Here is a 23,638-nt window from a genome sequence, read left to right on the forward strand (position 1 = left end):
GCCGATCCGCCCCCCACGACCAGAATTCGCCGGCGCCATATTCATATGTGCGCCGGCCGCCAAGATAAAGCTACAGGCCAAAAAAGCCACCAAAGGAAGCCAAGATGAGTGCAGTTCTAGACCATCACGACCACGCGCACGACGACCACCACGACCACGCCCCCGTGGGCTGGCGCCGTTGGGTCTTCGCGACCAACCACAAAGACATCGGAACGCTTTACCTGCTGTTCAGCTTCTTCATGTTGATGTTCGGCGGCGTGCTGGCGCTGATGATCCGCGCCGAGCTGTTCCAGCCCGGCCTGCAACTGGTCAATCCCGAGCTGTTCAACCAGCTCACCACCATGCACGGCCTGATCATGGTGTTCGGCGCCATCATGCCGGCCTTCGTGGGCTTCGCGAACTGGATGATCCCGCTGCAGATCGGCGCGGCCGACATGGCCTTCGCCCGCATGAACAACTTCAGCTTCTGGCTGATGATTCCCGCCGGCCTGATGCTGGGCGGCTCCTTCTTCATGCCCGGCGGCGCGCCCGCCGCGGGCTGGACGCTCTACGCGCCGCTCACGCTGCAGATGGGCCCGTCCATGGACGCCGGTATTTTTGCGATGCACATCCTGGGCGCCTCGTCCATCATGGGCTCGATCAACATCATCGTCACCATCCTGAACATGCGCGCTCCCGGCATGACGCTGATGAAGATGCCGATGTTCTGCTGGACCTGGCTGATCACCGCCTACCTGCTGATCGCCGTGATGCCGGTGCTGGCAGGCGCCATCACCATGACGCTGACCGACCGCCACTTCGGCACCAGCTTCTTCAACCCCGCCGGCGGCGGCGACCCGGTGATGTACCAACACATCTTCTGGTTCTTCGGCCACCCCGAGGTCTACATCATGATCTTGCCGGCCTTCGGCATCATCAGCCAGATCATTCCCGCCTTCTCGCGCAAGCGCCTGTTCGGCTACGCCTCCATGGTGTACGCCACCGGCTCTATCGCCATCCTGAGCTTCGTCGTGTGGGCACACCACATGTTCACCACCGGCATGCCGGTCACGGGCCAGCTGTTCTTCATGTACTCCACCATGCTGATCGCCGTGCCCACGGGCGTGAAGGTGTTCAACTGGATCGCCACCATGTGGCGCGGTTCCATGACCTTTGAAACCCCCATGCTGTTCGCGGTGGGCTTCATCTTCGTGTTCACCATCGGCGGCCTGACCGGCGTGATCCTGTCGGTCGCGCCTATCGACACGCAGCTGCAGGACACGTATTACGTCGTGGCCCACTTCCACTACGTGCTGGTGGCCGGCTCGCTCTACGCCCTGTTCGCCGGCTACTACTACTGGTCGCCCAAATGGACCGGCGTCATGTACAACGAAACCCGCGGCAAGATCCACTTCTGGTGGTCGCTGATTTCCTTCAACGTGACCTTCTTCCCGATGCACTTCCTGGGCCTGGCCGGCATGCCGCGCCGCTATGCCGACTACCCGATGCAGTTCGCCGACTTCAACGCCGTGGCCAGCGTGGGCGCTTTCTTCTTCGGCTTCGCGCAGCTCTATTTCTTCCTGTTCATCGTGGTGCCCACGATGCGCGGCAAGGGTGCACCGGCCAAGCAGAACCCCTGGCTCGACGAAGCAGGCGGCAAGGGCGCCGAAGGCCTGGAATGGGAAGTCCCATCCCCCGCGCCTTTCCACACCTATGAAACCCCGCCCAAGCTGGATGCCTCGGCAACCCGCGTGATCGGCTGATTCGAATCCCATCGGTAAACAGCCATGACGACACCTGAACAAAAGAAGAGCAACCTGAGGCTGGCCCTGATACTGGCTTCGGTCGCGATCGTCTTTTTTCTGGGCTTCATGGCCAAGATGATTTTTCTGGGCCGCTGAGCCAAAACCGGTACCACTGTGATGCGGCTCAAGCGCGAAAACTTCAACATGATGGGCAAGCTGGGCGTGATCGTGCTCGGCATGTTTGCCTTCGGTTACGCGCTGGTGCCCATTTACAAGGCGATCTGCGAGATGACCGGCATTAACGTGCTGGCCCTTTCCGACCGCCAGATTCCCGGAGCGACGTCCAGCCAGCCGGCCAATACCCAGGTGGACCTGACCCGCACCATCACGGTCGAGTTCGACGCGAACTCGCGCGGTCCCTGGCATTTCAAGCCCGCGAAAAACACGCTGCAGGTGCACCCGGGCGAGCTGACCACGGTGATGTACGAATTCCAGAACGTGCAGAACCGGACCATGTCGGCCCAAGCCATTCCCAGCTACGCCCCGGCACAGGCCGGCGCGCATTTCAACAAGCTGGAATGCTTCTGCTTCAGCCAGTACACCCTGGCGCCCGGCGAGAAAAAGCAGTGGCCGGTGGCCTTTGTCATCGACCCGAAATTGTCGAAAGACGTGAGCACCATCACGCTGTCCTACACCTTCTTTGAAGTCGGCGGCAAGACGCCCGCCGCGCCGGTCACGCCGACCGCCGCCGTGGTGCCTGAAAAGCAGGCAGGCGCATGAGCATGGCTGCCGCACCCGCCAAAAAACCCTCTTTCTGGCGCACGGTCAAGGCCGTGGCCTGGTCCTTTGTGGGATTGCGCGCGCGCGGCGATTACGAAGAAGACGTGAAGAATTTGAATCCCCTCCACATCATTGTGGTCGGGTTGATCGCCGTGGTGGTGTTTGTCACCGTCCTGGTGCTGCTGGCCAAGTGGATGGTCGCGCGCTGAGGCTGCGGCACCCGCAGCCCATCACGGTGTGAGTTAAGAGATTATTGGAAATTCGAGAGAAAAACAGGAGTCGAGCGATGTCATCAGCAACCCACGGGTCAACCCCCCACTATTTCGTCCCCAGCCCATCGAGCCACCCGGTGATGGCGTCTATCGGCCTGTTCTTTGTCATTCTCGGTGCCAGCCAATGGATCAACGGCCACGACTGGGGCCAATGGTCGCTGGCCTTCGGCATGGTGTGGTGGCTGGTGACGCTGTACCGCTGGTTCAGCCAATCCATCGGCGAAAGCGAAAGCGGCATGTACGGCCGCAAGATCGACATGTCCTTCCGCTGGAGCATGAGCTGGTTCATCTTCTCGGAAGTGATGTTCTTCGGCGCCTTCTTCACCGCCCTGTGGTGGGCCCGCGCGCACTCGCTGCCCGCGCTGGGCAGCCTCGAGAACGCGCTGCTCTGGCCGGACTTCAAAGCCGTCTGGCCCAGCCTCGCCGCCGGTGTAACCGCTTCGCCCGCCGACATCATCGAGCCTTTCACCGCGATGAAGCCGCTGATGATTGGCGGCGGCATCTGGGCCAGCATCATGGGCTCCCTGCCGACGGTCAACACGGCGCTGCTGCTGAGCTCCGGCGTCACCATCACCATCGCCCACCACGCGCTGATCGAAGGCAAGCGTGCCCGTACCATCGGCTTCATGTGGGCCACGGTGATACTCGGTGTGGTCTTCCTGTTCGTGCAGGGCTATGAATACTTCCACGCCTACCACGAGATGAACCTGAAGCTGTCTTCCGGCGTCTACGGCTCGACCTTCTTCATGCTCACCGGTTTTCACGGTTTCCACGTGTTCGTCGGCATGCTGATGCTGCTGTTCATCACCTTGCGTCTGCAAAAAGGCCACTTCACGCCTGAAAAGCATTTCGGTTTTGAAGGCGCCGCCTGGTACTGGCACTTCGTGGACGTGGTGTGGCTGGGCCTGTACATCCTGGTGTACTGGCTGTAAGAACCTGTTCACGGCCTAAACGGGGCCGCGCAAGCGCCTTCTCGGGATGGGATGCAAGGCGCGGTGCGACGCCCATAGTGCAGCTATGGGCTAGCGCCGCAACGCCGCAGACCGCCCGAGAAGGCACTTGCCCTCCGGGTTGGGGTGAAATCGGGCGATTGAGCCACCCGAGCCCTTGCATGGGCATTAGCCCATGCGGCGTGCCCGGTCGGCCCACTCATCCCGATTGCACCCCAACGCGGCCCCGTTTAGGTCGTGAACAGGTTCTTTGGAACCATTGCGGCTACGGCCGCTCAACCAAAGGCCGCTCAATGCGGCCTTTGTTCTTTATTTCGTCACTTGAAGTGGCACTTATTTGCCTACCGGGATCCCGGTGGGCTGGATGTAACCCAACTTCCAGGCGATCAGAATGCAGATGAACAGCAAGACCGAAAACCCGATACGGAACGCCAAGGCGCGCGCCATGTTGCTGGTTTTGCGTTTGCTGCCTTCGGGGTCCTTGCCGCCTTTGAGCATGAAAAAAAGCGCGGAAGCCAGGCTGGCGAAGATGGCGATAAACGCCAGTGCAACAAGGTAAGTCATGAACAGGATTATCGGCGCATGACACCGGCTTTGCACTCTCCGCGCTTCTGGCTGCTGACCGCGGCCGCCGTGCTGGTGGCAGGCACCACGTTTTCGCTTGGCCAATGGCAGCTGCGCCGCGCCGCGCAAAAGGAGGCCTTGCAGGCCGCCATCGAGTCCAAGGGCCGGCTCCCCGCGCTGGATGCGCAATCGCTGCTCGCGGCCAAAAACGTCACCGACGATATCCACCGGCCGGCCGTGCTCAAGGGTGTCTGGCGGGCGGAACACACCGTTTATCTCGACAACCGGCCCATGAGCGGCAAGACGGGTTTCTGGGTGCTCACGCCGCTGGTGCTGGAAGGCACGACCCAGGCCATCGTGGTGCAACGCGGCTGGGTGCCGCGCAATTTCGCCGACCGCACCCGCCTGCCCGAGGTGGCGACGCCTGCGGGCACCGTCACAGTGGAGGGCCGCATTGCCCCGCCGCCCTCCAAGCTTTATGAGTTCCAGGGCATAGAGACCGGCCGGATACGGCAAAATCTCGACTTGCCTGCCTACCGGTCGCAAACCGGCCTGCCGCTGCTGGAGGTTTCGCTGCTGCAGACCGGCGCCGCGGGCGAAGGCCTGTTGCGCGAATGGGCGCCGCCCAATCTCGGCGTGGACAAGCATTACGGCTATGCCTTCCAGTGGTTCGGCCTCTGCGCCCTGGTGTTCATCCTCTATGGCTGGTTTCAGCTGGTTCTTCCCTTTCGTGCCCGTACTTCATCACGCCGCCCAAAAAGCCGCGATCAACTGCCGTGACCACTACGCCTGACACCTCCCCCAAGCCCGCCCTGCAGGACCAGCCTCTGGGCCTGACCGTGCACACCATGCCCGTGCCGGACCAGTCCGCCACGCGCGCGCCGAGCACCGTCGCCGGCCGCTGGAAGATGCTGGCCGTGCTGCTGGTATGCGCCTCACCGGTGGTCGCCTCCTATTTCACCTACTACGTGGTCCGGCCCGAAGGCCGTCGCAACTTCGGCGAACTGATCGACCCGCAGCGGCCCCTGCCGCCGCTGGCCACGCGCGCGCTCGACGGCCGCAGCGGCACGCTGACGGCGCTCAAGGACCAGTGGCTGCTGATCAGCGTGGCCGGTGGCGCCTGCGACACGCGCTGCGAGCAGAACCTGTATTTCCAGCGCCAGCTGCGCGAGTCGCTGGGCAAGGAAAAAGAACGCCTGGACCGCGTCTGGCTGGTGGCCGACGAGGCACCCGTGCGCGATGCCTTGCTGCCGGCGCTGGCTTCGTCGGCCGTGCTGCGCGTGGCGCCGGCCGAACTCGCGAAGTGGCTGGAGCCCGCCGCGGGCCAGCGCCTGGAAGACCACCTCTACCTGGTCGACCCGATCGGCAACTGGATGATGCGTTTCCCGGCGGACATGGATGCCGCCGCAGCGGCCAAGGCCAAGCGTGACCTGGAGCGGCTGCTGCGCGCCTCCAGCAGCTGGGACAAGGAAGGTCGTTGAGCCTGCAAAGCCGGCTCAACGTCTAAATCCCGCATCATCATGTCAAGCGCCGCACTCTACGACCTCAGCCCCGCCCTGCGCCTGATGATCATGGGCCTGGCGGTTGCGCTCGGGCCGCTGGCCTGGGTGTGGGTGCACAACAAGAACGCGCCGGTGGCGCAGCGCCTGCGGGTGTTGACGCTGGTCACGCTATTCCTCACCTTTGACCTGGTGATCTTCGGCGCCTTCACCCGGCTCACCGATTCGGGCCTGGGTTGCCCCGACTGGCCCGGTTGCTACGGCAGCGCCAGCCCGGTAGGTGCCCAGGTGCATATCGAGGCCGCGCAGTCCGCCATGCCGACCGGGCCTGTCACGCATTCCAAGGCCTGGATCGAAATGATCCACCGCTACCTGGCCACCGGCGTCGGGGTGCTGATCCTCACGCTCACCGTGACCAGCTGGCTGGAGCGCAAGCGCATAGCCGTGTCACCGTGGTGGCCCTCCGTCACCTTGGTGTGGGTGTGTTTGCAGGGCTCGTTTGGCGCGCTGACCGTCACCATGAAGCTGTTCCCCGCCATCGTCACGCTGCACCTGCTGGGCGGCCTGGTGTTGCTGGCACTGCTGCGCGCGCAGGCTGTGCGGTATGCGCAGGCGCAGGCGCAGGGTGCAAACGCCACCGCTCTTTCCACCGGCCTGTGGCGTGCCGTCGTGGCGGCTTTTGCGCTGCTCTGGATCCAGATCGCCCTGGGCGGCTGGGTCAGCACCAACTACGCGGTGCTGGCGTGCACCGACTTTCCGGCGTGCCAGGGCTCGCTGTGGCCGGCCATGGACTTCCGCCAGGGTTTCACGCTGTGGCGTGAACTGGGCGCGGGCCATGACGGCGCCAACATCAGCTTCCAGGCACTCACTGCCATCCACTATGTGCACCGCCTCGCGGCTTACCTCGTGTTTGCCGTGTTCCTGGCGCTGGCCTTCTTCCTGCACCGTGTCCCGGCCTTTCGCATGCCCGCACGCTGGCTGGCCGGGCTCGTCGTGCTGCAAGCCGTCACGGGCATCAGCAATGCGGTTCTGGGCTGGCCCCTGCTCGCGGCGGTGTCGCACACCGGCGGCGCCGCGGCCCTGGTGATTGTGCTCAGCGGCGTGGTCTTTTCCGGCCGCAGCCGGTCCCCTGCGCCACATGCGTCAAAATTGAATGCCTAGCGACTCCCCATGAACCCCAGCACCCCGTCCGCCGCCCCGGCTTCCGCCACGCCCCACGCTCCGTCGAAGTTCGCGCAGTTCTACGCGCTGACCAAACCGCGCGTGGTGCAGCTCATCGTGTTCTGCGCGCTGATCGGCATGGTGCTGGCCGTTCCCGGCGTGCCCGGCTGGTCCGACGTGCGGCTCGCGCTGGTCGCCTGTGCCGGCATCTGGCTGGTCGCGGGCGCGGCCGCGGCCTTCAATTGCCTGGTCGAGCAGCAGATCGACGCGCGCATGCGCCGCACCGCCTGGCGCCCCACGGCCAAGGGCGAACTCAGCAATCCGCTCACGCTGTCCTTTTCAGCGGGGCTGTGCGCGCTGGGCTCCTGGATCCTGTATGTGTGGGTGAACCCGCTCACCATGTGGCTGACCTTTGCCACCTTCATCGGTTACGCGGTGGTCTACACCGTGATCCTCAAGCCCATGACGCCGCAGAACATCGTGATTGGCGGCGCCTCGGGCGCCATGCCGCCGGTGCTGGGCTGGGCCGCGATGACGGGTTCGGTCGGCCCCGAGGCGCTGATCCTCTTCCTGATCATCTTCCTGTGGACGCCACCGCACTTCTGGGCGCTGGCGCTCTACCGCGTCGAGGACTACCGCAAGTCCGGCCTGCCCATGCTGCCCGTCACGCATGGCAACGAGTTCACGCGCCTGCAGGTGTTTTTGTACACGCTGGTGCTGTTTCCCGCCTGCCTGATGCCCTTCATCTTCAAAATGAGCGGCTGGCTCTACCTGGTGGCCGCCGTGGCGCTGAGCATAGGTTTCAGCTGGTACGGCTGGCGCCTGTGGCGCAATTATTCCGATGCGCTGGCGCGCAAGACTTTCCGTTTTTCACTGATCCATCTTTCGGTCTTGTTCGCGGCCCTGCTGCTGGACCACTACCTTGTCTGATACCGCATGAAAACCCCAAGCACCTTGTCCACGCGCCGCAGCGCCGTCAAAACCCTGGCCGGCGCCGCGGCGCTTGCCGCCACGGCCGGCCTGCTGGCCGCTTGTGCGCCCGACAAGCCGCAGTTCAAAAGCATAGACCTGACCGGCGCCGACTACGCCCAGGGCTTCACGCTGGCCGACCATAACGGCCAGGTGCGCACGCTGAAGGATTTCCCCGGCAAGGTGGTGGTGGTGTTCTTCGGCTTCACGCAGTGCCCCGACGTCTGCCCGACCTCCATGGCCGAGCTGGCCCAGGTCAAGAAGCTGCTGGGCGCCGACGGCGACAAGCTGCAGGCCATCTTCATCACCGTCGACCCGGAGCGCGACACGCCTGAACTGCTCAAAGCCTATATGGGCAATTTCGACCCGGCTTTTCTGGCGCTGCGGCCCACCATGGCCCAGCTGCCCGAGGTCGCCAAGGACTTCAAGGTCTATTACAAAAAGGTCGACGGCAAAACCCCCGGCAGCTACACCATGGACCATTCCGCGGGCAGCTACGTCTTCGACGGCAAGGGCCGCATACGCCTTTACAACCGCTACGGCAGCGGCGCGGAAGCGCTGGCATCCGACATTCGCCTGCTGCTGAAGAATTCCTGAGCGGCTTGAGCGGCCGGCTTAAAAGTTCACCGTCTTGATGGACTTGCGCGTATTGGCCGGCATCTCCCGCAGGGAGTTGAGCATATAAGCCAGGTGCAGCGCGGCATCCGGCTGTGCGCCGCAATGCGCGTCCGGCACCATGGCAATCGCCACATGCAGTTTCAGGTGCGAGCCCACCGGCAGCAAGTCGGACGGCTGCAGCGCGTGCGCCACCAGTTGCGTGGCCGCGGCCACGGCCTGCGCGGCGCTCACGGGGCCTTCGATCAGCAGGGAAAATTCACTGTCGCCGACGCGCGCCGCGATGTCGATGTCGCGCGCCAGCTTGCGCAGGCAGGAGCCCGTCAGCACCAGCGCATAGTCGGCGATCTGCCGCCCGTGCTCTTTGGCGAACCAGCCGTGGTTGGAGAGGTCAATCATCAGCAGTGCACTGCGGTGCCGGTAGCGGCTGGAGCGCAGCAGCGCCTCCTGCAGCCGCGCCTCGAAGGTGTGCAGGTTGCTCAGGCCGGTCAGCGGCTCGACCTGCGCCAAAGCCGCGGCGCGCGCCCGGGCTTCGCGGCGCTGCGCGGCCCGCCGCAACAAGCCGTAAAACAGCAGCGGTGTTTCCAGCGCAGCGCCCAGGGTGAGACCGTACTGGGTGAGGAAGCTGATCGGGATCAGGCCCAGGTCGCGCAGGATGGGGAAGGGCACCACGACCGCGACCGGCACAAAGCCCAGCGCGATCCAGCGCATGGTGGGGTCTCCGCTTCGCCACGCGATGAACACCATCACGCAGATCAGCACCAAGGCCGTGACGATGAGGGCCGTGACGGCGATGAAGCCCGCGCGTGCCGGGAACATGGTGTCCAGCAGTGTCAGCAGTGCCAGCACGGTGATCAGCCTGAGCGACAACCAGTCCAGCACAGCCGAGAACTGGCGCGGGCGAGTCACCACACGGGCAAACCAGAGGCCGCTGCAGGTGGCCAGCACCGGCAGCAGGAAGGCCGAAAGGTCGTTCCATGTCGGTGAGTCCGGCCAGAGGTATTGCCCGCTTACGCCCAGCAGCGCGGCTTGCGCGGCCGCCAGCGCGGAGATGTAGACGGCATACGCCGCGAAACTCCTGTCCCTGAACGCCACGGCATTGGCGACGGCCACCAGGGACATCAGCAGCGCGAGGCCGAAGTAGGCGCCCAGCAGGAATTGTTCCTGCATGCGCTGCGCCAGCAAGGCAGGGTGCTTGTAAATAAAGAGCGGCGCTGAAAACGGCCTGCGCGCCTGCTCTATGCGGATGAAATAGGTGACCGGCCGGGTCTGCTCGGTGTCCAGATCGAAGACCGGAAAGCGGTCTGGGCGCGGCCACTGGCTCACCGGGATTTTGTCGCCGGCCGCTTGTTCGACCCAGTTTCCAGCGGCGTCACGGTAGTGCAGGCTCACGCGGTCGACGCCGGCGCTGCTCACCTCCAGCGCCCAGCGCTGCGACAAGTCCGGCTGCATGGCGTTAAAGCGCAGCCACATCACCTGGCCTTCCAGCATGACGGTATGGCCGGCTGGACGCATCTCGAACGGCAGGTCGTACTCCCAGGCCTCCACCTGTTCCAGCACAGCCTGGCCGGTCGTATCGATCCAGAACTGGCTGTGCTCAGCCAGGGGAATATGGCCGTCGGGTGCGTTGAGCTGTAGCACCGGAAGCCGCGCGTCGGCGCCTTGCTGTGCCCATCCCGGCATGACGCAAGCCAGCAGGCACATTGCCAGCACTCCCCTGATGCCATTGCCGCAGAGAAGGGCGCGCACGAACTGCTGAAAGCGTCCGGGCTTGCCGGTGAGCGCGTGATAGATCAGCACAAATTCATTGTGCGGCCGCGCGCGGGCAAAAAGTTTTAAATTTTCGCCGGCCTCCCGTGCGCGCGTGAAGTAGTGCGCATGCGCAACGGCAATTTATGGCGGCAGACCAGGTGAGGCGGAATGCGCCCACAAAAAAGCCCGCACTGTGGAGGGTGCGGGCTTGGTGAAAGCGGGCGGGCCCCGCTTTATGCGTCTTCGCTTATGCGTAGGCCGCAAGCACTTTTTTCATCTTCTTCATCGCGGCGACTTCGATCTGGCGAATGCGCTCGGCGCTGACCTTGTACTCGGCGGCCAGGTCATGCAGCGTCATGCCGCCTGAACCGTCGTCGTTCACCTTGAGCCAGCGCTCTTCCACGATGCGCCGGGCGCGCGGATCCAGTTCTTCCAGCGCGGCCGTGATGCCGTCCGAGGCCAGGTTGTCGCGCTGGCGCGATTCCATCAAGGCGGTCGGTTCCTGCGTCGCGTCGGCCAGGTAGGCAATCGGGCCGAAAGCGTCTTCACCGTCGTCGCCGGGGCTCGGGTCCAGCAGCACGTCGCCGCCCGACATGCGCTGCTCCATCTCGATGACTTCCTCGCGCTTGACGTTCAGCGTCTTCGCCATGGAATCGATCTGGCCTTCGGTCAGCGTGTCGCGGTGCGTCGCCACGTCGGCGTCGTCCTTGAAACCCTGCTTCATGGAGCGCAGGTTGAAAAACAGCTTGCGCTGGGCCTTGGTCGTGGCGACCTTGACCATGCGCCAGTTTTTCAGGATGTACTCATGAATCTCGGCCTTGATCCAGTGCATGGCGTAGCTCACCAGGCGCACGTTCTGGTCCGGATCGAAGCGCTTGACGGCCTTCATCAGGCCGATGTTGCCTTCCTGGATCAGGTCGCCGTGGGGCAGGCCATAACCCAGGTATTTGCGCGAAATCGACACCACCAGGCGCAAGTGAGAGAGCACCAACTTACCGGCCGAGTCAAGATCGTTGTTTTCCTTGAGGTTTTTGGCAAATTCCTGCTCCTGCTCCAAGGTGAGCATGGGCAGGCGGTTGACGGCGGAAATGTAAGCGTCCAGGTTGCCCAGCGGGGGAACCAGCGACCAAGGGTTGACGGCTGCGACGGCGCCCGTCTGGGGCACGGCCACGGCAGCGGTCAGCGATTGGGGGGAAAGAGCATATGACACTGCAGAACTCCTTTTCTCTAGTGCTAAATATTAGCACTCTGTTGGAGCGAGTGCTAAGCAATAGGTTCAATGACTCGGATAGCGCAAGGCTAATAAGTAGTAACCCTTGGTCTGCAGTATGACCAAAGGAGACGGTTTTGGTTCGTGGGCTTTGGTTTCCGGGGTGTAAACGCTGGTAATCCTTGGGTGTGCCGGTCGAGCCAGACAAACGCCGATGACACAAAAATGGGCAATTCCGCTATTTTTTCAATAGCGAAATTGCCCAATTTGGGTGGAGGAGAGGTTTTTAAGCCCGAATCGGGCCGACCGGATCAGCCCTTCGGTGCCGCCAGCGCGGTGATGGCCGACACATTGGCGGCCTGGCCCACGGCCCAGCAGGCCTCGATCAGCTCGCCGGCCTGCCCGGCGCCCAGAATGGCGTCCGACAGGCCGTGGAACTTGGCTGCCAGCATGGCGTCGGTCATGGGGTTTTGCAGCGAGCCGATGGCGTGCTCGACAAACACATGCACGCGGCGGCCGTCCTTCAGGACCGCCGTCACGTCGGCGCTGGCTTCGTCGATGGAGTCGTCCACCGTGGCGACGACCTTGCGGCGCAGCGCGACCATGTCGGCACGGTTGACGATCTCGTCGGAGAATTCTTCCTCGGCGGCGCGGCCGAAAGTCAGGCCCGCGGCGCAGCCGTGGTAGACGCTGAACTTGGCCTGCAGGCCGTCGGCGGGTTCCTTCTTGCCGGTCAGCTCCAGTACCAGCGAATGCACCTTGAGCTCGATGCGCTCTATCTGTTCCGGCGTCACGCCCTGGGCGCGCAGCTGGGCGCAGGCGTCGATGCTGGGGTGGATCACGATGCCGCAGGCAAAAGGCTTGTAGCTGTTGAAAGAGATTTCAAAACGCTGGCCCAGTTCGCCGGTGATTTCATTCCAGTCGTTTTTGGTCGAGACGGTCTGCATCATGCCGCGCGGCGCTTCCAGCGCTTTCGGGCTGGCGGTATAGCCCTGGCTGGCCAGTAGCGCCGACATCAGGCCGGCGCGCGCGGCGGCGCCCGGGTGAAAGGGCTTGGTCATGGTGCCGAACTGCTCGCGCATGCCGACCGGCTGCGAGGCGGCGATGCCCAGCGCCATGGCGGTCTTCTGCACGTCGAGCTTGAGCAGGCGGGCGCAGGCCGCGGCGGCGCCCAGGGTGCCGGTGGAGCCGGTGATGTGCCAGCCGCGGTCATAGTGTTCCGGGTACATGGCGTTGCCGACGCGGCAGGCCACGTCGATGCCGATCACCAGCGCGTCGATCAGGTCGCGGCCGGAGGCACCGGTGTGCTCGGCCAGCGCCAGCACGGCGGAAGCCACGGGGCCGGCCGGGTGGATGATGGTCTTGAGGTGGGTGTCGTCGAAGTCGAAGGTGTGCGAGGTGATGCCGTTGACCAGCGCCGCGCTCGCCATGTCAACCTTCTCCCGCCGGCCCAGCACGCTGGCTTGCGCCGCGGGCTGCAGCATCCGGACCGCGGCCAGTGCCGCGTCGGCCGCTTCATGCCCGGCCGCGCCCACGGCGCAGCCCAGCCAGTTCATGAAGGTGCGATGCGCCTCATGGTCAACCGCGTCGCTCCAGCCGCGCGACGGATGGGTGGCGACGAACTGCGCGAGGATTTGCGTGACGGGCGGGGCGTTGTGGTCGGCGGCGACCTGGGTATTGCGGGCCATAGGTTTCTTCTGAAGCAGCAGGGGATCCTGCGAATAGGGGTGAATGCCGGGATAGGCTGCCCGCGCCGCGGGAGGGTGGCGCGGGCGCGGGAAGGAAAACGTTAACTCTCGAGCTGGATATTCCTTTCCTTGGCGAGCTTGGTCCAGCGAGCGATATCGATCTGCATGAAGGTGCCGAAGAACTCGGGCGACATCTGCACCAGCTCGATGGCTTCGGAGGAGAGTTTGCCCTTCATGTCGGGCTGCGCCAGCACCTGCGCCAGCGACGAACTCAGTGTCTTCACGACGGCTTCGGGCATTTTGGCCGGGCCGACCACGCCGTACCACTGGATGGCATCAAAGCCCTTGAAGCCGGATTCCTCCATGGTCGGCACATCCTTGAGCACCGGGTGGCGCTTGCGCCCGGTCACGGCCAGCGCGCGCATGCGTTCGCCCTTGAGGTGGGGCAGCGCGGCGGCCAGCCCCGGGAACATCACCTGGGTCTGCCCGCCTATCAGGTCGGTAATCGCCGGCGCGATGCCGCGGTAGGGGATGTGCACCATGAAGGAGCCGGTGGCCTGCTTGAACAGCTCGGCCGTCAGGTGGGTCAGCGATCCGGGGCCGGCCGAGCCGTAGCTCACCTTGCCGGGATTCTTCTTGAGGTACTCGATGAGTTCCTTGACGTTCTTGACGGGCAGGCTGGCGTTGACCACCAGCACATTCGGGGTCGCGCCAATCATGCCTATGGGCGTGAAGTCCTTGATCGGGTCGTAAGGCAGCTTGCGCGTGGCCGGGCTGGTGCCGTGCGTGGCGACGTAGCCCTGCATCAGCGTGTAGCCGTCGGGCGCGGCGCGCGCCGTGGCCTGGCAGGCGATCACGCCGCCGCCGCCGCCCTGGTTGTCGACGATGAAACTCTGGTTGAGCACCTTGCCCCAGCGTTCGGTGATGGTGCGCCCGACCAGGTCGCTGCCGCCGCCGGCCGCCACCGGCACGATGTAGCGGATGGGCTTGCTGGGATAAGCGGGCTGGGCCAATGCCAGTCCGGGGGCGTAAATAAGGGCCGGTGCCGCATGCAGCAGGGTGCGTCGTTTCATGGTTTTGTCTCCAGGGTTGATGAGGGAAGGGCAGTCAGGCTTCGCCGGCTTGAACCGGTCTGGGCGCCTGGCTGTCCGCTATTCGGGTGTCACGGATCCGGCGGCCCCTGCCGCGGCGGGTTTGGGAAGGCCGGCTTTTTGCAGCCGTTGGTAGGCATCGCCCACGTGGTGCGACATCAGCGTTTCGCAGCGTTCGGCGTCGGCGTCCCGCAGTGCTTGCACGATGTCCAGGTGTTCGGCGATCGAGGCTTTCATGCCGACGTCCTGCGACAGGTTTTTCAGCCGCGACAGGTGCAGCTTCTGCACGATGCCGCGGTAGGTTTCCGAGAGCTGGCGGTTGCCGGCGGCCTCGACGATGGCCCAGTGAAAAAGCAGGTTTTCCGAGTAGTAGCGCTGCACCTCATGCTGCGCGGCGGCTTGCTGCATGGCGTTGACCGAGGTTTCGAGCACGGTGAGCAGTGTTTCGCGCTGCGCATCCGGCAGGCGTGCGGCGCAGCGCCCGGCAAAGCCGTCCAGCAGGCCGCGCATCTGGTAGAGGTCGCGTACTTCGGCCGCATCCAGCTGGCGCACAAACACGCCCGAATGCTTGCGCGAAATCACCAGGCCCGAGCTTTCGAGCTCGCGCAGCGCTTCGCGCACCGGCACCCGCGAAACCTGCAGGCGGCTGGCCACGTCCGGCTCATTGATGCGCTGGCCCGGCACCAGGACGCCCTTGAGGATCAGCGCCAGCATGTCGTCGCGGACCAGCTTGGACAGCGGGATGTCGCGCACGGTGTCGAAATGCCCGGCGGGCGATTCCGTCAGCCAGGGGAGCGTGGGGGTCATGGTTGGCATCCGTTATTTCGTATACGAAAATGGATTTTGCCAGTAAATTGGCCGAAAAACAGGTGGCGAAGGGTTTTTTATTCGGGATTGATGCGGGTCACTATTGAGGCCATGCGGCCGATCGCGCGGTACGGCCCACATCGCTCCCGTGGCCAGCAACGCGAATAAAGCCGGCCGCGCGAAGAATCGTCGCGTGGAACTGGTGGAGCAATAGGGGGAAAAGCGGACGCCCTGGAACTGGGCCTCGCGCGGCGCTCAGGGCAGGCGCTTGTCCTCGCGCACTTCACGCACCTCGACGTCCACCACGTCGCCAGCGCGCGGCGCGTTGGCGTCACGGCCGGCACCGCCCGGCCACATACCCTGGGGCGAGTAGCGCTGGAAGCGGCCGAACACCATGGCAGGCGCCGGCTTGCGGCCGGTAAGCAAGGACTTCAGCAGGCTCAGCGCAACGACGATCAGCGCGGCGACCAGCAGGCTGACGGCGAACACCGCCGCAAACAGGCCCAGCACCAGTTTGAGGAAAAAACGCAAAATTTTGCTGATCAAAGCGGAGCACCCGTTAAAAGGTTTAAACCTCCCACATGGAGCCAGGAGGCGCTATTTCAAGCTGGGGAGCCATGCCGGATGAATCACCAGCGAATGCCCAGCTTGACAAACAGCTTGCTCAGCACAAACAGCGGGCCGACCCACAGATACTGGATGTCTTCAAAGAACGAGGGCTTCTTGCCTTCGATCTTGTGGCCGATGAACTGCAAAATCCAGGCGCCGACAAAAATGGCGATGCAGATCGGCAGCACCAGCGGGCCCATGGCGAATATCACTGCCAGGAACACCACCGACCACAACGCCATGCTCGCAAAAAACACCGCGGACAGGCGCGCGTAGTAGACCATGCTGGCCGCGACAAAGGCATAGGCCACATAGGGATGCAGCGCAAACAGCATGCCGACCAGGCTCAGCATGATGAGCGGGATGGCGATGAAGTGGATCAGTTCGTTGCGCGGGTTCTGGTGGCTTTCGCCGTAGTGCGCCAGCAGTTGGTCGACCTTGCGTGGTTCGGCAACGGCATCAGGGATGTCCGCTATGTCGTTCATGGTTGTCTCCAGTGACGGGGATTGCCTATGGGCGGATTTTCCGCCAGGCCGCAAGAACCGGAGCGGCGTTTTACACAAGGTAACGCAGGCCGGGAGCGGCCTGCGAACTTTGTGCCTGGCAGCTCCGCTTGCCGATCAGGTTGGCGTGATTTTCGCGGTCTTGATAATCCGGCTCCAGCGGTCTATTTCGCTTTTCAGGAAGCGGCCGAACTCTTCTGAACCTTTTTGTGAGACACGAAAGCCTTGCTGCTTGGCGCGTTCTTCCACTTCAGCGCTGTACATGATCTTGATCATCTCACGCGAGAATTTATCCACGATGTCATCCGGTGTCTTGGCCGGCAGCATGGCGCCTGTCCAGTTCTCGACAAAGAGACCAGGCATGCCCGCTTCCAGGGCGGTCGGAACATCAGGCACCCCCGGGTGCCGGCCCAGGCTGCAGATCGCGATCGCGCGCAGTTTGCCGCCTTTGACATGGGCGATCGATTCCGGATAGTTGGAAAAGACCACGTCCAGCTGGCCGCCGATCAGGTCGACCATCGATGGCGCGCCACCGCGGTAAGGCACATGGATCATCTTCGTCTTGTTCAGCTCGTTGAACAAAGCCATGGTCAGGTGCGCCGGGGTGCCGTTGCCGCTCGAGCCCGCGCTCAGCTGCTTGGTTCTGGACACCGCCATCAGGTCCTTGAAGTCCTTGATGGGACTGGCGGTGGGAACCACCACAAGCATCGGCGAATTGGCCAGCAGGGCGACAGGACGCAGATCCTTGGTGAAACTGAAGGGTGCGTTGGGATAGAGAGACACGTTTGCGGCGTGCGTCAACGTGATGGCCAGGATGGTATTGCCGTCGGGCGGTGATTTGGCGACCAATTCGGCGCCGATCTGCGCGTTTCCACCGGCCTTGTTTTCGACAATCACGGAAGTTTTCCACGCTTCGGAGAGCTTTTGGGCAACCGTGCGGGCCATCATGTCGGTCAGCCCGCCGGGCGTGAACGGGACCACATACTTGATGGTGCTGCCTGGCTTGGGAAAGGTCTGCTGGGCCAGCCCCAGGCCCGGAACGCCCGTCAGGGCTGCACCTGCTGATGCCAATACGATGTCACGACGCTTCATGCCTATCTCCTCTTGATTGAATAATTGTTAACCCACTAACTGATCCAACTGTGATTTGAGTGCGTCGGGAATGCTGAGTCCCGTCTGTAGTGCTTTCGTTTCGAGTGCGAGGCGCCGCGCGCCGGCCAGGCGTACGCCTTCATCCAGCAGCATTTCGGCGATCACGGTTTCCATGCGTTCAAAATAGGTGTCAGCGCCTGCAAGCGCGCCCGGGTCAATCAGGATGAAAGCCTGGCCGATACGCGGCTGATTACCTTCATCGACAAAAAACGATGATGCCTCAAAAGCGAACTGCGCGCCAATCACGGCTGTCACCAGCAGCTCCACCATCAGCGCCAGCATGGAACCTTTGGGGCTGCTCACGGCACCCAGCGGCAGCATGGAGCCTTCCAGGGCCGCCTGTGCGTCCGTTGTGGGCCGGCCTTGTACATCCAGCGCCCAGCCCAGCGGAATGGCCTTGCCCTCCTTGGCTGCAACCATCACCTTGCCGCGCGCCACTTCGCTCAGTGACAGGTCAATCAACAGGGGGTCGGCATTCCTGCGGGGAAAGGCGGCGGCAATCGGGTTGGTTCCAAATACCGGATGTTTGCCGCCTGCCGCCGGCATGGCCGCCGGTGCATTGGCAAAGCCCAGGCCCACCAGGCCCGCATCGGTTGCGGCGCGCAGATGGTCCACCAATACGCCGCAATGGTGGCTGTTGGTCACTCCTGCAAAGCACACGCCCAGTTCCCGGGCGGTGGTGATGGCTGTGGAGATGGCCAGGTCGCAGGCGGGGAAGGCGAGGCCCTGCCTTGCATCCACCAGCACCGCCGCACCTTTTTTGTGCGCGACGACGGCGACGGCATGGCCGTCTGCGCGGCCGTTGCGAAGATGGGTGGCGTATTGCGGCACGCGGCTTAAACCATGCGAAGCGAGCCCCTGTGCTTCGGCGCGAACCAGTGCTCTCGCGGTGGTGGCGGCCATGGCCTGCGCCGCGCCCGCCTTGCGCAGCGCCAGCGTGGCCAGTCGGGTTGCTTCCTCAATAGACAGTTGGACCATTACTTCAGGCTCTCCATCACCTTGTCTGCAATCATGAACGATACGCGTTCATTTGATTGCATGCTGACACCCGATATGTGTGGTGTAAGCAACAGATTGGGGCAGCTTTGCAAGGCCGCGCTCGCCGGCAGGGGCTCGACGTCGAATACATCGATGGCCGCACCGCCCAGTTGCCCCGACCGCAGTGCCGCGCTGACAGCAGCGACGTCGACGATGTGGCCCCGTGACGTATTGATCAGCACGGCCCCTTTTTTCATCTGGCCGATGCGAGCCGCGTTGAACAGCCCGCGCGTCGTATCCACCAGGGGAACGTGCAATGTGACGGCATCCGCGTTGCTGATGAGTTCGTCCAGCCCGGCATGACGAACGCCGGCCTGCGCGAAGAGGGGCGCATCGGGCGCCAGCATCGCGTCGTAAGCGATCACTTGCATGCCCAGACCACGCGCCAGGCGCGCCGTGGTCTGGCCTATGGAGCCGAAACCTATGATGCCCAGTGTTTGCCCGGCGGTTTCGCGCCCGTTGCCCAGCGCCGCCCGCGGCCACTCGCCGGCGGCCACCGCCGCGCTGGAGGCAAAGGCGCCGCGCAGCAGCAGCATGGTGCTGGCGATCACGTATTCGGCCACGCTGAGCGCATTGGCGCCGGTGGCGGGGATCACCTTGATGCCTTTGGCCTCGCAGGCCGGCACGTCGATGTTGTCCAGCCCGACACCGAGCCGGCCCACCACCTTGCAGCGCGTGAGCGCTGCGAGCAGCTCGCCGCGTACCTGCGTCAGGTTGCGCACGACCAGCGCATCGGCCTTGGCCGCCTCGGCGCGCAGGCGGGTGGCATCACCCACCAGTTGCGGGTCGTAGAGCACCTCGTGTGCCGCCTCAAGCCGCGCCACGGCGCGCTCGTCCATGAATTCACAGATGACTATGCGCGCCATGCGTCCTCCGCTTTACGCTGATTCGAACAGGCGGGTCAAGACGAACTCGCGGTGGCCCAGCGCTTCGGCGGAGGTCAGGCGGCCGTTGGCCGTGCGCAACATGTTCTCCAGCAGCTTGTCGCCGGCCTGGTCCAGCGTGATCTCGCGCTGCAGCAGGCCCGAGGTGTCCACGTCGATGTGCTCGCTCATCAGGCGCACGGTGCGCGGGTTCGAGCAGATCTTGATCACCGGAACGATGGCGTTGCCGATCACATTGCCCTGTCCCGTGGGGAAGAAGTGCACGGCATAACCGGAAGCCGCGCACAAGGTCACCATCTCGGCGGCGGCGCTGGACGAATCCATGAACCACAGGCCCGGATGCGTGGGCTTCTCGGCCTTGTCGATGACGCCGTCCACGGTGCAGACCTTGCCGATCTTCTGGATGTTGCCCAGGGCTTTTTCCTCGATGGTCGTCAGGCCCCCGGCGATGTTGCCCTTGGTCGGCTGCGAGTCGGACAGGTCGCTGGTCTTGTGGCGGTTGATCATGTCCTGGTAGCGGTTGAACATGAACATGAACTGGTCGCGCACCGCGTCGCTGGCGCAGCGGTCGGCCACGATTTTTTCGCCGCCCGTGATTTCCGAGGTCTCGCCGAAGCAGAGGTAGTTGCCCAGCGGGTGCAGCTTGTCGAAGGCGTTGCCCACCGTGGGGTTGGCGCCGCAGCCGGAGGTGGTGTCGGACTCGCCGCACTTGGTGGAGACCCAGAGTTCGGAGATGCCGCAGACCTCGCGCTGCTTCTCGCTGGCCCATTGCACGTATTCGCGCGCCGCCTTGGAAGCTTTCATGATGGTTTCGTGGTCGCCGTGGCCTTCGATGCCGAAGCCGATCACGGGTTTGCCGGTGGTCGCGATGCCGTCGACCACCTTTTTGGTCCAGCTGTCTTCAATGCCGATCACCACCACGGCCGCGACGTTGGGGTTGCAGCCCGCGCCTATCAGCGTGCGGAAGTGCAGCTCCAGGTCGGCGCCGAACTGCAGGCGGCCGTAGGGGTGCGGGATCGCCATGCTGCCCTTGATGTTGTGGGCCACGGCCTCGGCGGCCGCGTTGGACAGGTCGTCCAGCGGCAGGATGATGACGTGGTTGCGCACGCCGACGCGGCCGTTCTCGCGGCGATAACCCAGAAATGTGGTGTCTTTGTTAATCACTGACATGAGGAGTCCTTTAAAGTTTTTGAGAGTTGATGGTTTGGATGGCGTAGCGAGCGGGCGGCAGGCAAGGCGCAAACCGCAGACGGGCTTGTGCCCGGCGAGGATTTGCAACGCAGCATCCCGCCCGCGCAGTAGCCAGGCAAGCCATCAACTACCACCTCTTTGTTTTGATGTTATGTACGTGTGCATGCTGGCCCGCCTTGATGTTGGCGACGACCTTGCCCATGTCGATGCCGTACTTCAGCACCGTATCGCCGACGGCCATGTCCTTGAGCGCCACCTTGTGGCCTATGGGGATGTCCTGCTGGGCCTGCACATTGATCATGCGGTCCTCGTCCATGATCCAGCCGGTCATGGCGGTTCCCGCCTTCACACCTTCCACCACCACAACGGCCACGGTGTCTTTGGCGTCATGCAATACAAAATGAATCATGGGTTCTCCATCAAGGGGCCTGGGTTAATTCGAGCCGCCAGTTTTATGGACGGTCGGGGCCTTGTCAATTCACTCATATATATGACTTGTACGACCCGGCCATCGGTGTTTCAATGGCGGCCGTGATCGAAAAAAAACTATCCACTCCCCTGCGCCCGCTGGCGGGCGGGGACGCGTTGCCGCTGTACCGCCAGGTCAAGCGCGAGCTGCAAAAACTCATAGAAGCGGGGCACTACGGTCCGGGTAAACCCCTGCCCAGCGAGACCGAAATCGCGGGGACTTTGCAAGTGAGCGTGGGAACACTGCGCCATGCGGTGGACGAACTGGTGCATGAGCACGTGTTGCTGCGCCGCCAGGGCAAGGGCACTTTTGTGGCGCCGCACACCAATGCCCGCTTCATGTTCCAGTTTTTCCATGTCGAGCCGCGCTGGAACTTCGGCGACGACGATGCGGCGCGCGACCGCGACTACCCCGAGATCGACTGCATTGCCTTTGCGCGCGAACGGGCGACCGAGTTCGAATCCACCGCCCTGCGCATCAAGGCCGGCGAGCCCGTGTTCAGGGTGGAGAACCGGCTCGCCCTGGGCGGCCGCGTGGTGATGCACGACAGGCTCTCGATTTCGGCGGCCCTGTTTCGCAACCTCACCGAAAAGCGCTTCGTCGAAAGGCCCAGCACGATTTACGCGCTCTACCAGACCGACTTCGGCATCACCGTGCTGCGCGCCCAGGAGCGCGCACGCGCGGCGGCGGCCGACAAGGCCACGGCCCGCGTGCTGGGCGTGGCGGCGGGCGCCCCGGTCATGGAGGTGCACCGGCTGGCATTGACCTTTGGCGACAAGCCGGTGGAGTACCGCGTGTCGACCATCAACACCCAGGCACACGACTATGTCAGTGTGCTGTCCAAGAAAGCATGAGCATGGACCTTGGTTTTTTACTGGAAAAAGCCCGGCTTGCCGGCATGGAAGCGGCCGTCCGCATCAGGCAGGCGCGAGTTGCCCTGCGGCCGGCCGACGTCAGCCAAAAAGCGCCCGGTGACTGGGTCACGCGCTTTGACCGCGAAGTGGAAGAGGATTTGCAGGAAGCCTTGCAGCAGGCCCTGCCGGAGGGCTGCTTTGTCGGCGAGGAGGGCGGCGGCGAGTTGACGGACCAGCCTACCTGGCTGGTCGACCCGATTGACGGCACGGCGAATTTCGCGCGCGGCTATCCACAGTACGCGGTGTCGATTGCGCTCTGCGTGGGGCGCGAGCCTGTGCTGGGCGTGGTGGTCGATCCTTCGCGCGATGAAGTCTTCACGGCCGCGAACGGCCTGGGCGCCCGGCTGAATGGGCAGCGCATCGCCTGCGCCGAGCCGCGCCTGCCGGGCCAGTGCCTGGTCGCCACGGTGTTTCCCAAACCCGGTGCGCCCTTCATGGATGACTACCTCGCCGAATTCGGCCGCGTGCTGAAGATCTTCGGGCAGGTTCGCCGCAGCGGCGCGATGGTGCTGGAACTGGCCTATGTCGCGGCCGGCAGGGTCGATGCTTTCTGGGAGCGCGGCATGGGCGCCTGGGACGCGGCGGCCGGCGCGGTGCTGCTGCGCGAAGCCGGTGCCGTGATGCATGCGATGGACGGCTTGCCCCTGCTGGAAAGCCGCATGCTGGTGGCCGGCAGCCCGGCCGGCGCCGCCTTGCTCGAAGACGTGCTCAAGCGCCCATGAGGCGGGCATCGCCTTGCCGATCTCTTCCTGATTTATTTTGACTGGGTCCCGATGATTCTCAAATGGCGCTTGCAGCTGGCTTCGTATTTCCCCGGTGTGCTGGTGTGCATGGTGATTGCGCTGGCGGCCACTTTTGTTTCCGAGCATTACGGCGGGCCGCAACTTTTGTATGCACTGCTGATAGGCCTGGCCTTTCATTTCCTCAACAGCAACCCCCAGACGGCCAAAGGCATAGGTTTTTGCGGCCGTGTGGTGCTGCGCGTCGGCGTGGCGCTGCTGGGTGCGCGCATCACCTTTTCGCAGGTGGCCCAGCTGGGCCTGGGGACCGCGGCGGTGATCGTGCTGGCGGTGCTGCTCACCATAGGGCTGGGCCTGCTGCTGGCGCGCTGGCTCAAGTGCTCACGCGATGAGGGGTTGCTTTCAGGTGGCGCGGTGGCGATTTGCGGCGCGTCGGCGGCGCTGGCGATTTCGTCTGTGCTGCCCCAGACCAAAGAGAACGAGCGCTTCACGCTGCTAGCCGTCGTGGGCGTCACGGTGCTGTCGACGCTGGCCATGGTGGTCTACCCCTTCAGCCTGCAAGCCATAGGCCTGCTGCCGGGGCAGGCCGGCATCGTGCTGGGCGGCTCCATCCACGACGTGGCGCAAGTGGTGGCGGCCGGCATGATGCTGGGCCCGCAGGCCGGCGATACGGCGACGGTGGTCAAGCTGTTCCGCGTCATGCTGCTGATGCCCGTGGTGCTGGCGGTGGCGGTGATGTACCGCAAGCATCCGGCCGTGAAGGTCCCGGAAACCGAAGTGCCGCTGGTGCCGGGCTTTTTGCTGGCTTTTGTCGTGCTGGTGATGCTGGCCAGTGCCGGCCTCATCAGTCCGCCGCTGGTTCAGCTGGCTGGTGACGCCTCGCGCTGGATGCTGGTGACGGCGATTGCCGCCGCCGGCGTCAAGACCAGTTTCGAGGACCTGCTCAAGCTGGGCTGGAAGCCGGTGGCGCTGCTGGTGACCGAAACCGTCTTTATTGTGGTCTTTGTGGTGGCCGCGGTGTTGCTGCTGCGGCTTGGCGGCGCCTGAAGAAAGCGC

General features: G+C 64.0%; 26 protein-coding genes. 13 read left to right on the plus strand and 13 right to left on the minus strand.

Going from position 1 to position 23,638, the window contains the following annotated elements:
- The first annotated feature begins 104 nt into the window (after positions 1-104).
- The 5 genes from ctaD to ACSQ27_RS16555 all read left to right on the plus strand — a co-directional run bounded on the left by ctaD (position 105) and on the right by ACSQ27_RS16555 (position 3,708).
- On the plus strand, positions 105-1,742 hold the full coding sequence (gene ctaD / locus ACSQ27_RS16535) for a cytochrome c oxidase subunit I (protein WP_436156589.1): 1,638 nt from the start codon (positions 105-107) through the stop codon (positions 1,740-1,742).
- Between the two features lie 24 nt (positions 1,743-1,766).
- Positions 1,767-1,880, plus strand: a complete 114-nt coding sequence (locus tag ACSQ27_RS16540) for a cytochrome oxidase small assembly protein (RefSeq protein ID WP_436156590.1) — start codon at positions 1,767-1,769, stop codon at positions 1,878-1,880.
- Positions 1,881-1,901: 21 nt separating this feature from the next.
- The gene (locus ACSQ27_RS16545) at positions 1,902-2,504 is read left to right on the plus strand and encodes a cytochrome c oxidase assembly protein (protein WP_436156591.1); all 603 of its coding nucleotides are present in this window, start codon (positions 1,902-1,904) and stop codon (positions 2,502-2,504) included.
- Positions 2,501-2,713: a DUF2970 domain-containing protein gene (locus tag ACSQ27_RS16550; RefSeq protein WP_436156592.1), complete on the plus strand. Its 213-nt coding sequence runs from the start codon at positions 2,501-2,503 to the stop codon at positions 2,711-2,713. The genes ACSQ27_RS16545 and ACSQ27_RS16550 overlap by 4 nt, the downstream gene beginning before the upstream one ends.
- A gap of 77 nt (positions 2,714-2,790) precedes the next feature.
- Entirely contained in the window at positions 2,791-3,708 is a 918-nt protein-coding gene (locus ACSQ27_RS16555) for a cytochrome c oxidase subunit 3 (protein ID WP_436156593.1), read from the plus strand.
- Positions 3,709-4,059: 351 nt separating this feature from the next.
- Here ACSQ27_RS16555 and ACSQ27_RS16560 read toward each other — a convergent pair whose 3' ends face one another.
- Positions 4,060-4,290, minus strand: coding sequence for a twin transmembrane helix small protein (locus tag ACSQ27_RS16560; protein WP_436156594.1), 231 nt, complete (start codon positions 4,288-4,290; stop codon positions 4,060-4,062).
- An 18-nt stretch (positions 4,291-4,308) separates the two neighbouring features.
- Between ACSQ27_RS16560 and ACSQ27_RS16565 the strand changes: the two genes are divergently transcribed.
- The 5 genes from ACSQ27_RS16565 to ACSQ27_RS16585 are packed head-to-tail and all read left to right on the plus strand — an operon-like array spanning position 4,309 to position 8,516.
- Positions 4,309-5,070 carry an SURF1 family protein gene (locus ACSQ27_RS16565; protein WP_436156595.1) on the plus strand — a complete coding sequence of 254 codons (762 nt, stop codon included), beginning with the start codon at positions 4,309-4,311 and terminating at the stop codon, positions 5,068-5,070.
- Positions 5,067-5,771, plus strand: a complete 705-nt coding sequence (locus tag ACSQ27_RS16570; protein ID WP_436156596.1) for a hypothetical protein — start codon at positions 5,067-5,069, stop codon at positions 5,769-5,771. Before ACSQ27_RS16565 ends, ACSQ27_RS16570 begins: the two co-directional genes overlap by 4 nt.
- A 39-nt stretch (positions 5,772-5,810) precedes the next feature.
- The gene (locus ACSQ27_RS16575) at positions 5,811-6,950 is read left to right on the plus strand and encodes a COX15/CtaA family protein (protein WP_436156597.1); all 1,140 of its coding nucleotides are present in this window, start codon (positions 5,811-5,813) and stop codon (positions 6,948-6,950) included.
- A gap of 9 nt (positions 6,951-6,959) precedes the next feature.
- Positions 6,960-7,880, plus strand: a complete 921-nt coding sequence (cyoE, locus tag ACSQ27_RS16580; RefSeq protein WP_436156598.1) for a heme o synthase — start codon at positions 6,960-6,962, stop codon at positions 7,878-7,880.
- Positions 7,881-7,886: 6 nt separating this feature from the next.
- The gene (locus tag ACSQ27_RS16585; RefSeq protein ID WP_436156599.1) at positions 7,887-8,516 is read left to right on the plus strand and encodes an SCO family protein; all 630 of its coding nucleotides are present in this window, start codon (positions 7,887-7,889) and stop codon (positions 8,514-8,516) included.
- Positions 8,517-8,534: 18 nt separating this feature from the next.
- On the opposite strand, the gene ACSQ27_RS16590 is transcribed toward ACSQ27_RS16585, so the two are convergent.
- The 12 genes from ACSQ27_RS16590 to ACSQ27_RS16645 all read right to left on the minus strand — a co-directional run bounded on the left by ACSQ27_RS16590 (position 8,535) and on the right by ACSQ27_RS16645 (position 20,868).
- Positions 8,535-10,334, minus strand: coding sequence for a diguanylate cyclase (locus ACSQ27_RS16590; RefSeq protein ID WP_436156600.1), 1,800 nt, complete (start codon positions 10,332-10,334; stop codon positions 8,535-8,537).
- A gap of 199 nt (positions 10,335-10,533) precedes the next feature.
- The gene (gene rpoH / locus ACSQ27_RS16595) at positions 10,534-11,469 is read right to left on the minus strand and encodes an RNA polymerase sigma factor RpoH (RefSeq protein WP_436156763.1); all 936 of its coding nucleotides are present in this window, start codon (positions 11,467-11,469) and stop codon (positions 10,534-10,536) included.
- Between the two features lie 338 nt (positions 11,470-11,807).
- On the minus strand, positions 11,808-13,184 hold the full coding sequence (locus ACSQ27_RS16600) for an MmgE/PrpD family protein (RefSeq protein WP_436156601.1): 1,377 nt from the start codon (positions 13,182-13,184) through the stop codon (positions 11,808-11,810).
- Positions 13,185-13,285: 101 nt separating this feature from the next.
- Positions 13,286-14,257, minus strand: coding sequence for a Bug family tripartite tricarboxylate transporter substrate binding protein (locus tag ACSQ27_RS16605; RefSeq protein ID WP_436156602.1), 972 nt, complete (start codon positions 14,255-14,257; stop codon positions 13,286-13,288).
- Positions 14,258-14,335: 78 nt separating this feature from the next.
- Positions 14,336-15,082 (minus strand): GntR family transcriptional regulator, encoded by a 747-nt coding sequence (locus ACSQ27_RS16610; protein WP_436156603.1) that lies wholly within the window; start codon positions 15,080-15,082, stop codon positions 14,336-14,338.
- Between the two features lie 255 nt (positions 15,083-15,337).
- Positions 15,338-15,628 carry a hypothetical protein gene (locus tag ACSQ27_RS16615; RefSeq protein ID WP_436156604.1) on the minus strand — a complete coding sequence of 97 codons (291 nt, stop codon included), beginning with the start codon at positions 15,626-15,628 and terminating at the stop codon, positions 15,338-15,340.
- An 83-nt stretch (positions 15,629-15,711) separates the two neighbouring features.
- Complete coding sequence (locus ACSQ27_RS16620) at positions 15,712-16,176, minus strand: DUF962 domain-containing protein (RefSeq protein WP_436156605.1); 465 nt, start codon at positions 16,174-16,176, stop codon at positions 15,712-15,714.
- A 135-nt stretch (positions 16,177-16,311) separates the two neighbouring features.
- Positions 16,312-17,286 (minus strand): Bug family tripartite tricarboxylate transporter substrate binding protein, encoded by a 975-nt coding sequence (locus ACSQ27_RS16625; RefSeq protein WP_436156606.1) that lies wholly within the window; start codon positions 17,284-17,286, stop codon positions 16,312-16,314.
- A 27-nt stretch (positions 17,287-17,313) separates the two neighbouring features.
- A complete protein-coding gene (locus ACSQ27_RS16630) occupies positions 17,314-18,324 on the minus strand; it encodes an Ldh family oxidoreductase (protein ID WP_436156607.1) in 1,011 nt (336 codons plus the stop codon).
- Positions 18,324-19,250 (minus strand): hydroxyacid dehydrogenase, encoded by a 927-nt coding sequence (locus ACSQ27_RS16635; RefSeq protein ID WP_436156608.1) that lies wholly within the window; start codon positions 19,248-19,250, stop codon positions 18,324-18,326. The genes ACSQ27_RS16630 and ACSQ27_RS16635 overlap by 1 nt, the downstream gene beginning before the upstream one ends.
- Before the next feature lie 12 nt (positions 19,251-19,262).
- Complete coding sequence (locus tag ACSQ27_RS16640; protein ID WP_436156609.1) at positions 19,263-20,438, minus strand: UxaA family hydrolase; 1,176 nt, start codon at positions 20,436-20,438, stop codon at positions 19,263-19,265.
- 148 nt (positions 20,439-20,586) lie between these two features.
- Positions 20,587-20,868, minus strand: a complete 282-nt coding sequence (locus tag ACSQ27_RS16645; protein ID WP_007862870.1) for a UxaA family hydrolase — start codon at positions 20,866-20,868, stop codon at positions 20,587-20,589.
- An 86-nt stretch (positions 20,869-20,954) separates the two neighbouring features.
- Here ACSQ27_RS16645 and ACSQ27_RS16650 point away from each other — a divergent pair, with 86 nt between their 5' ends.
- Genes ACSQ27_RS16650 through ACSQ27_RS16660 form a run of 3 tightly spaced genes read left to right on the plus strand, consistent with a single transcriptional unit; the run spans position 20,955 to position 23,629 of the window.
- Positions 20,955-21,782, plus strand: coding sequence for a GntR family transcriptional regulator (locus tag ACSQ27_RS16650; protein ID WP_436156610.1), 828 nt, complete (start codon positions 20,955-20,957; stop codon positions 21,780-21,782).
- On the plus strand, positions 21,779-22,564 hold the full coding sequence (locus tag ACSQ27_RS16655; protein WP_436156611.1) for an inositol monophosphatase family protein: 786 nt from the start codon (positions 21,779-21,781) through the stop codon (positions 22,562-22,564). The genes ACSQ27_RS16650 and ACSQ27_RS16655 overlap by 4 nt, the downstream gene beginning before the upstream one ends.
- A gap of 51 nt (positions 22,565-22,615) precedes the next feature.
- A complete protein-coding gene (locus ACSQ27_RS16660; RefSeq protein WP_436156612.1) occupies positions 22,616-23,629 on the plus strand; it encodes a YeiH family protein in 1,014 nt (337 codons plus the stop codon).
- Positions 23,630-23,638 lie beyond the last annotated feature (9 nt).

Source organism: Polaromonas sp. LjRoot131 (assembly GCF_964252805.1).
Classification (GTDB): Bacteria; Pseudomonadota; Gammaproteobacteria; order Burkholderiales; family Burkholderiaceae_C; genus Polaromonas.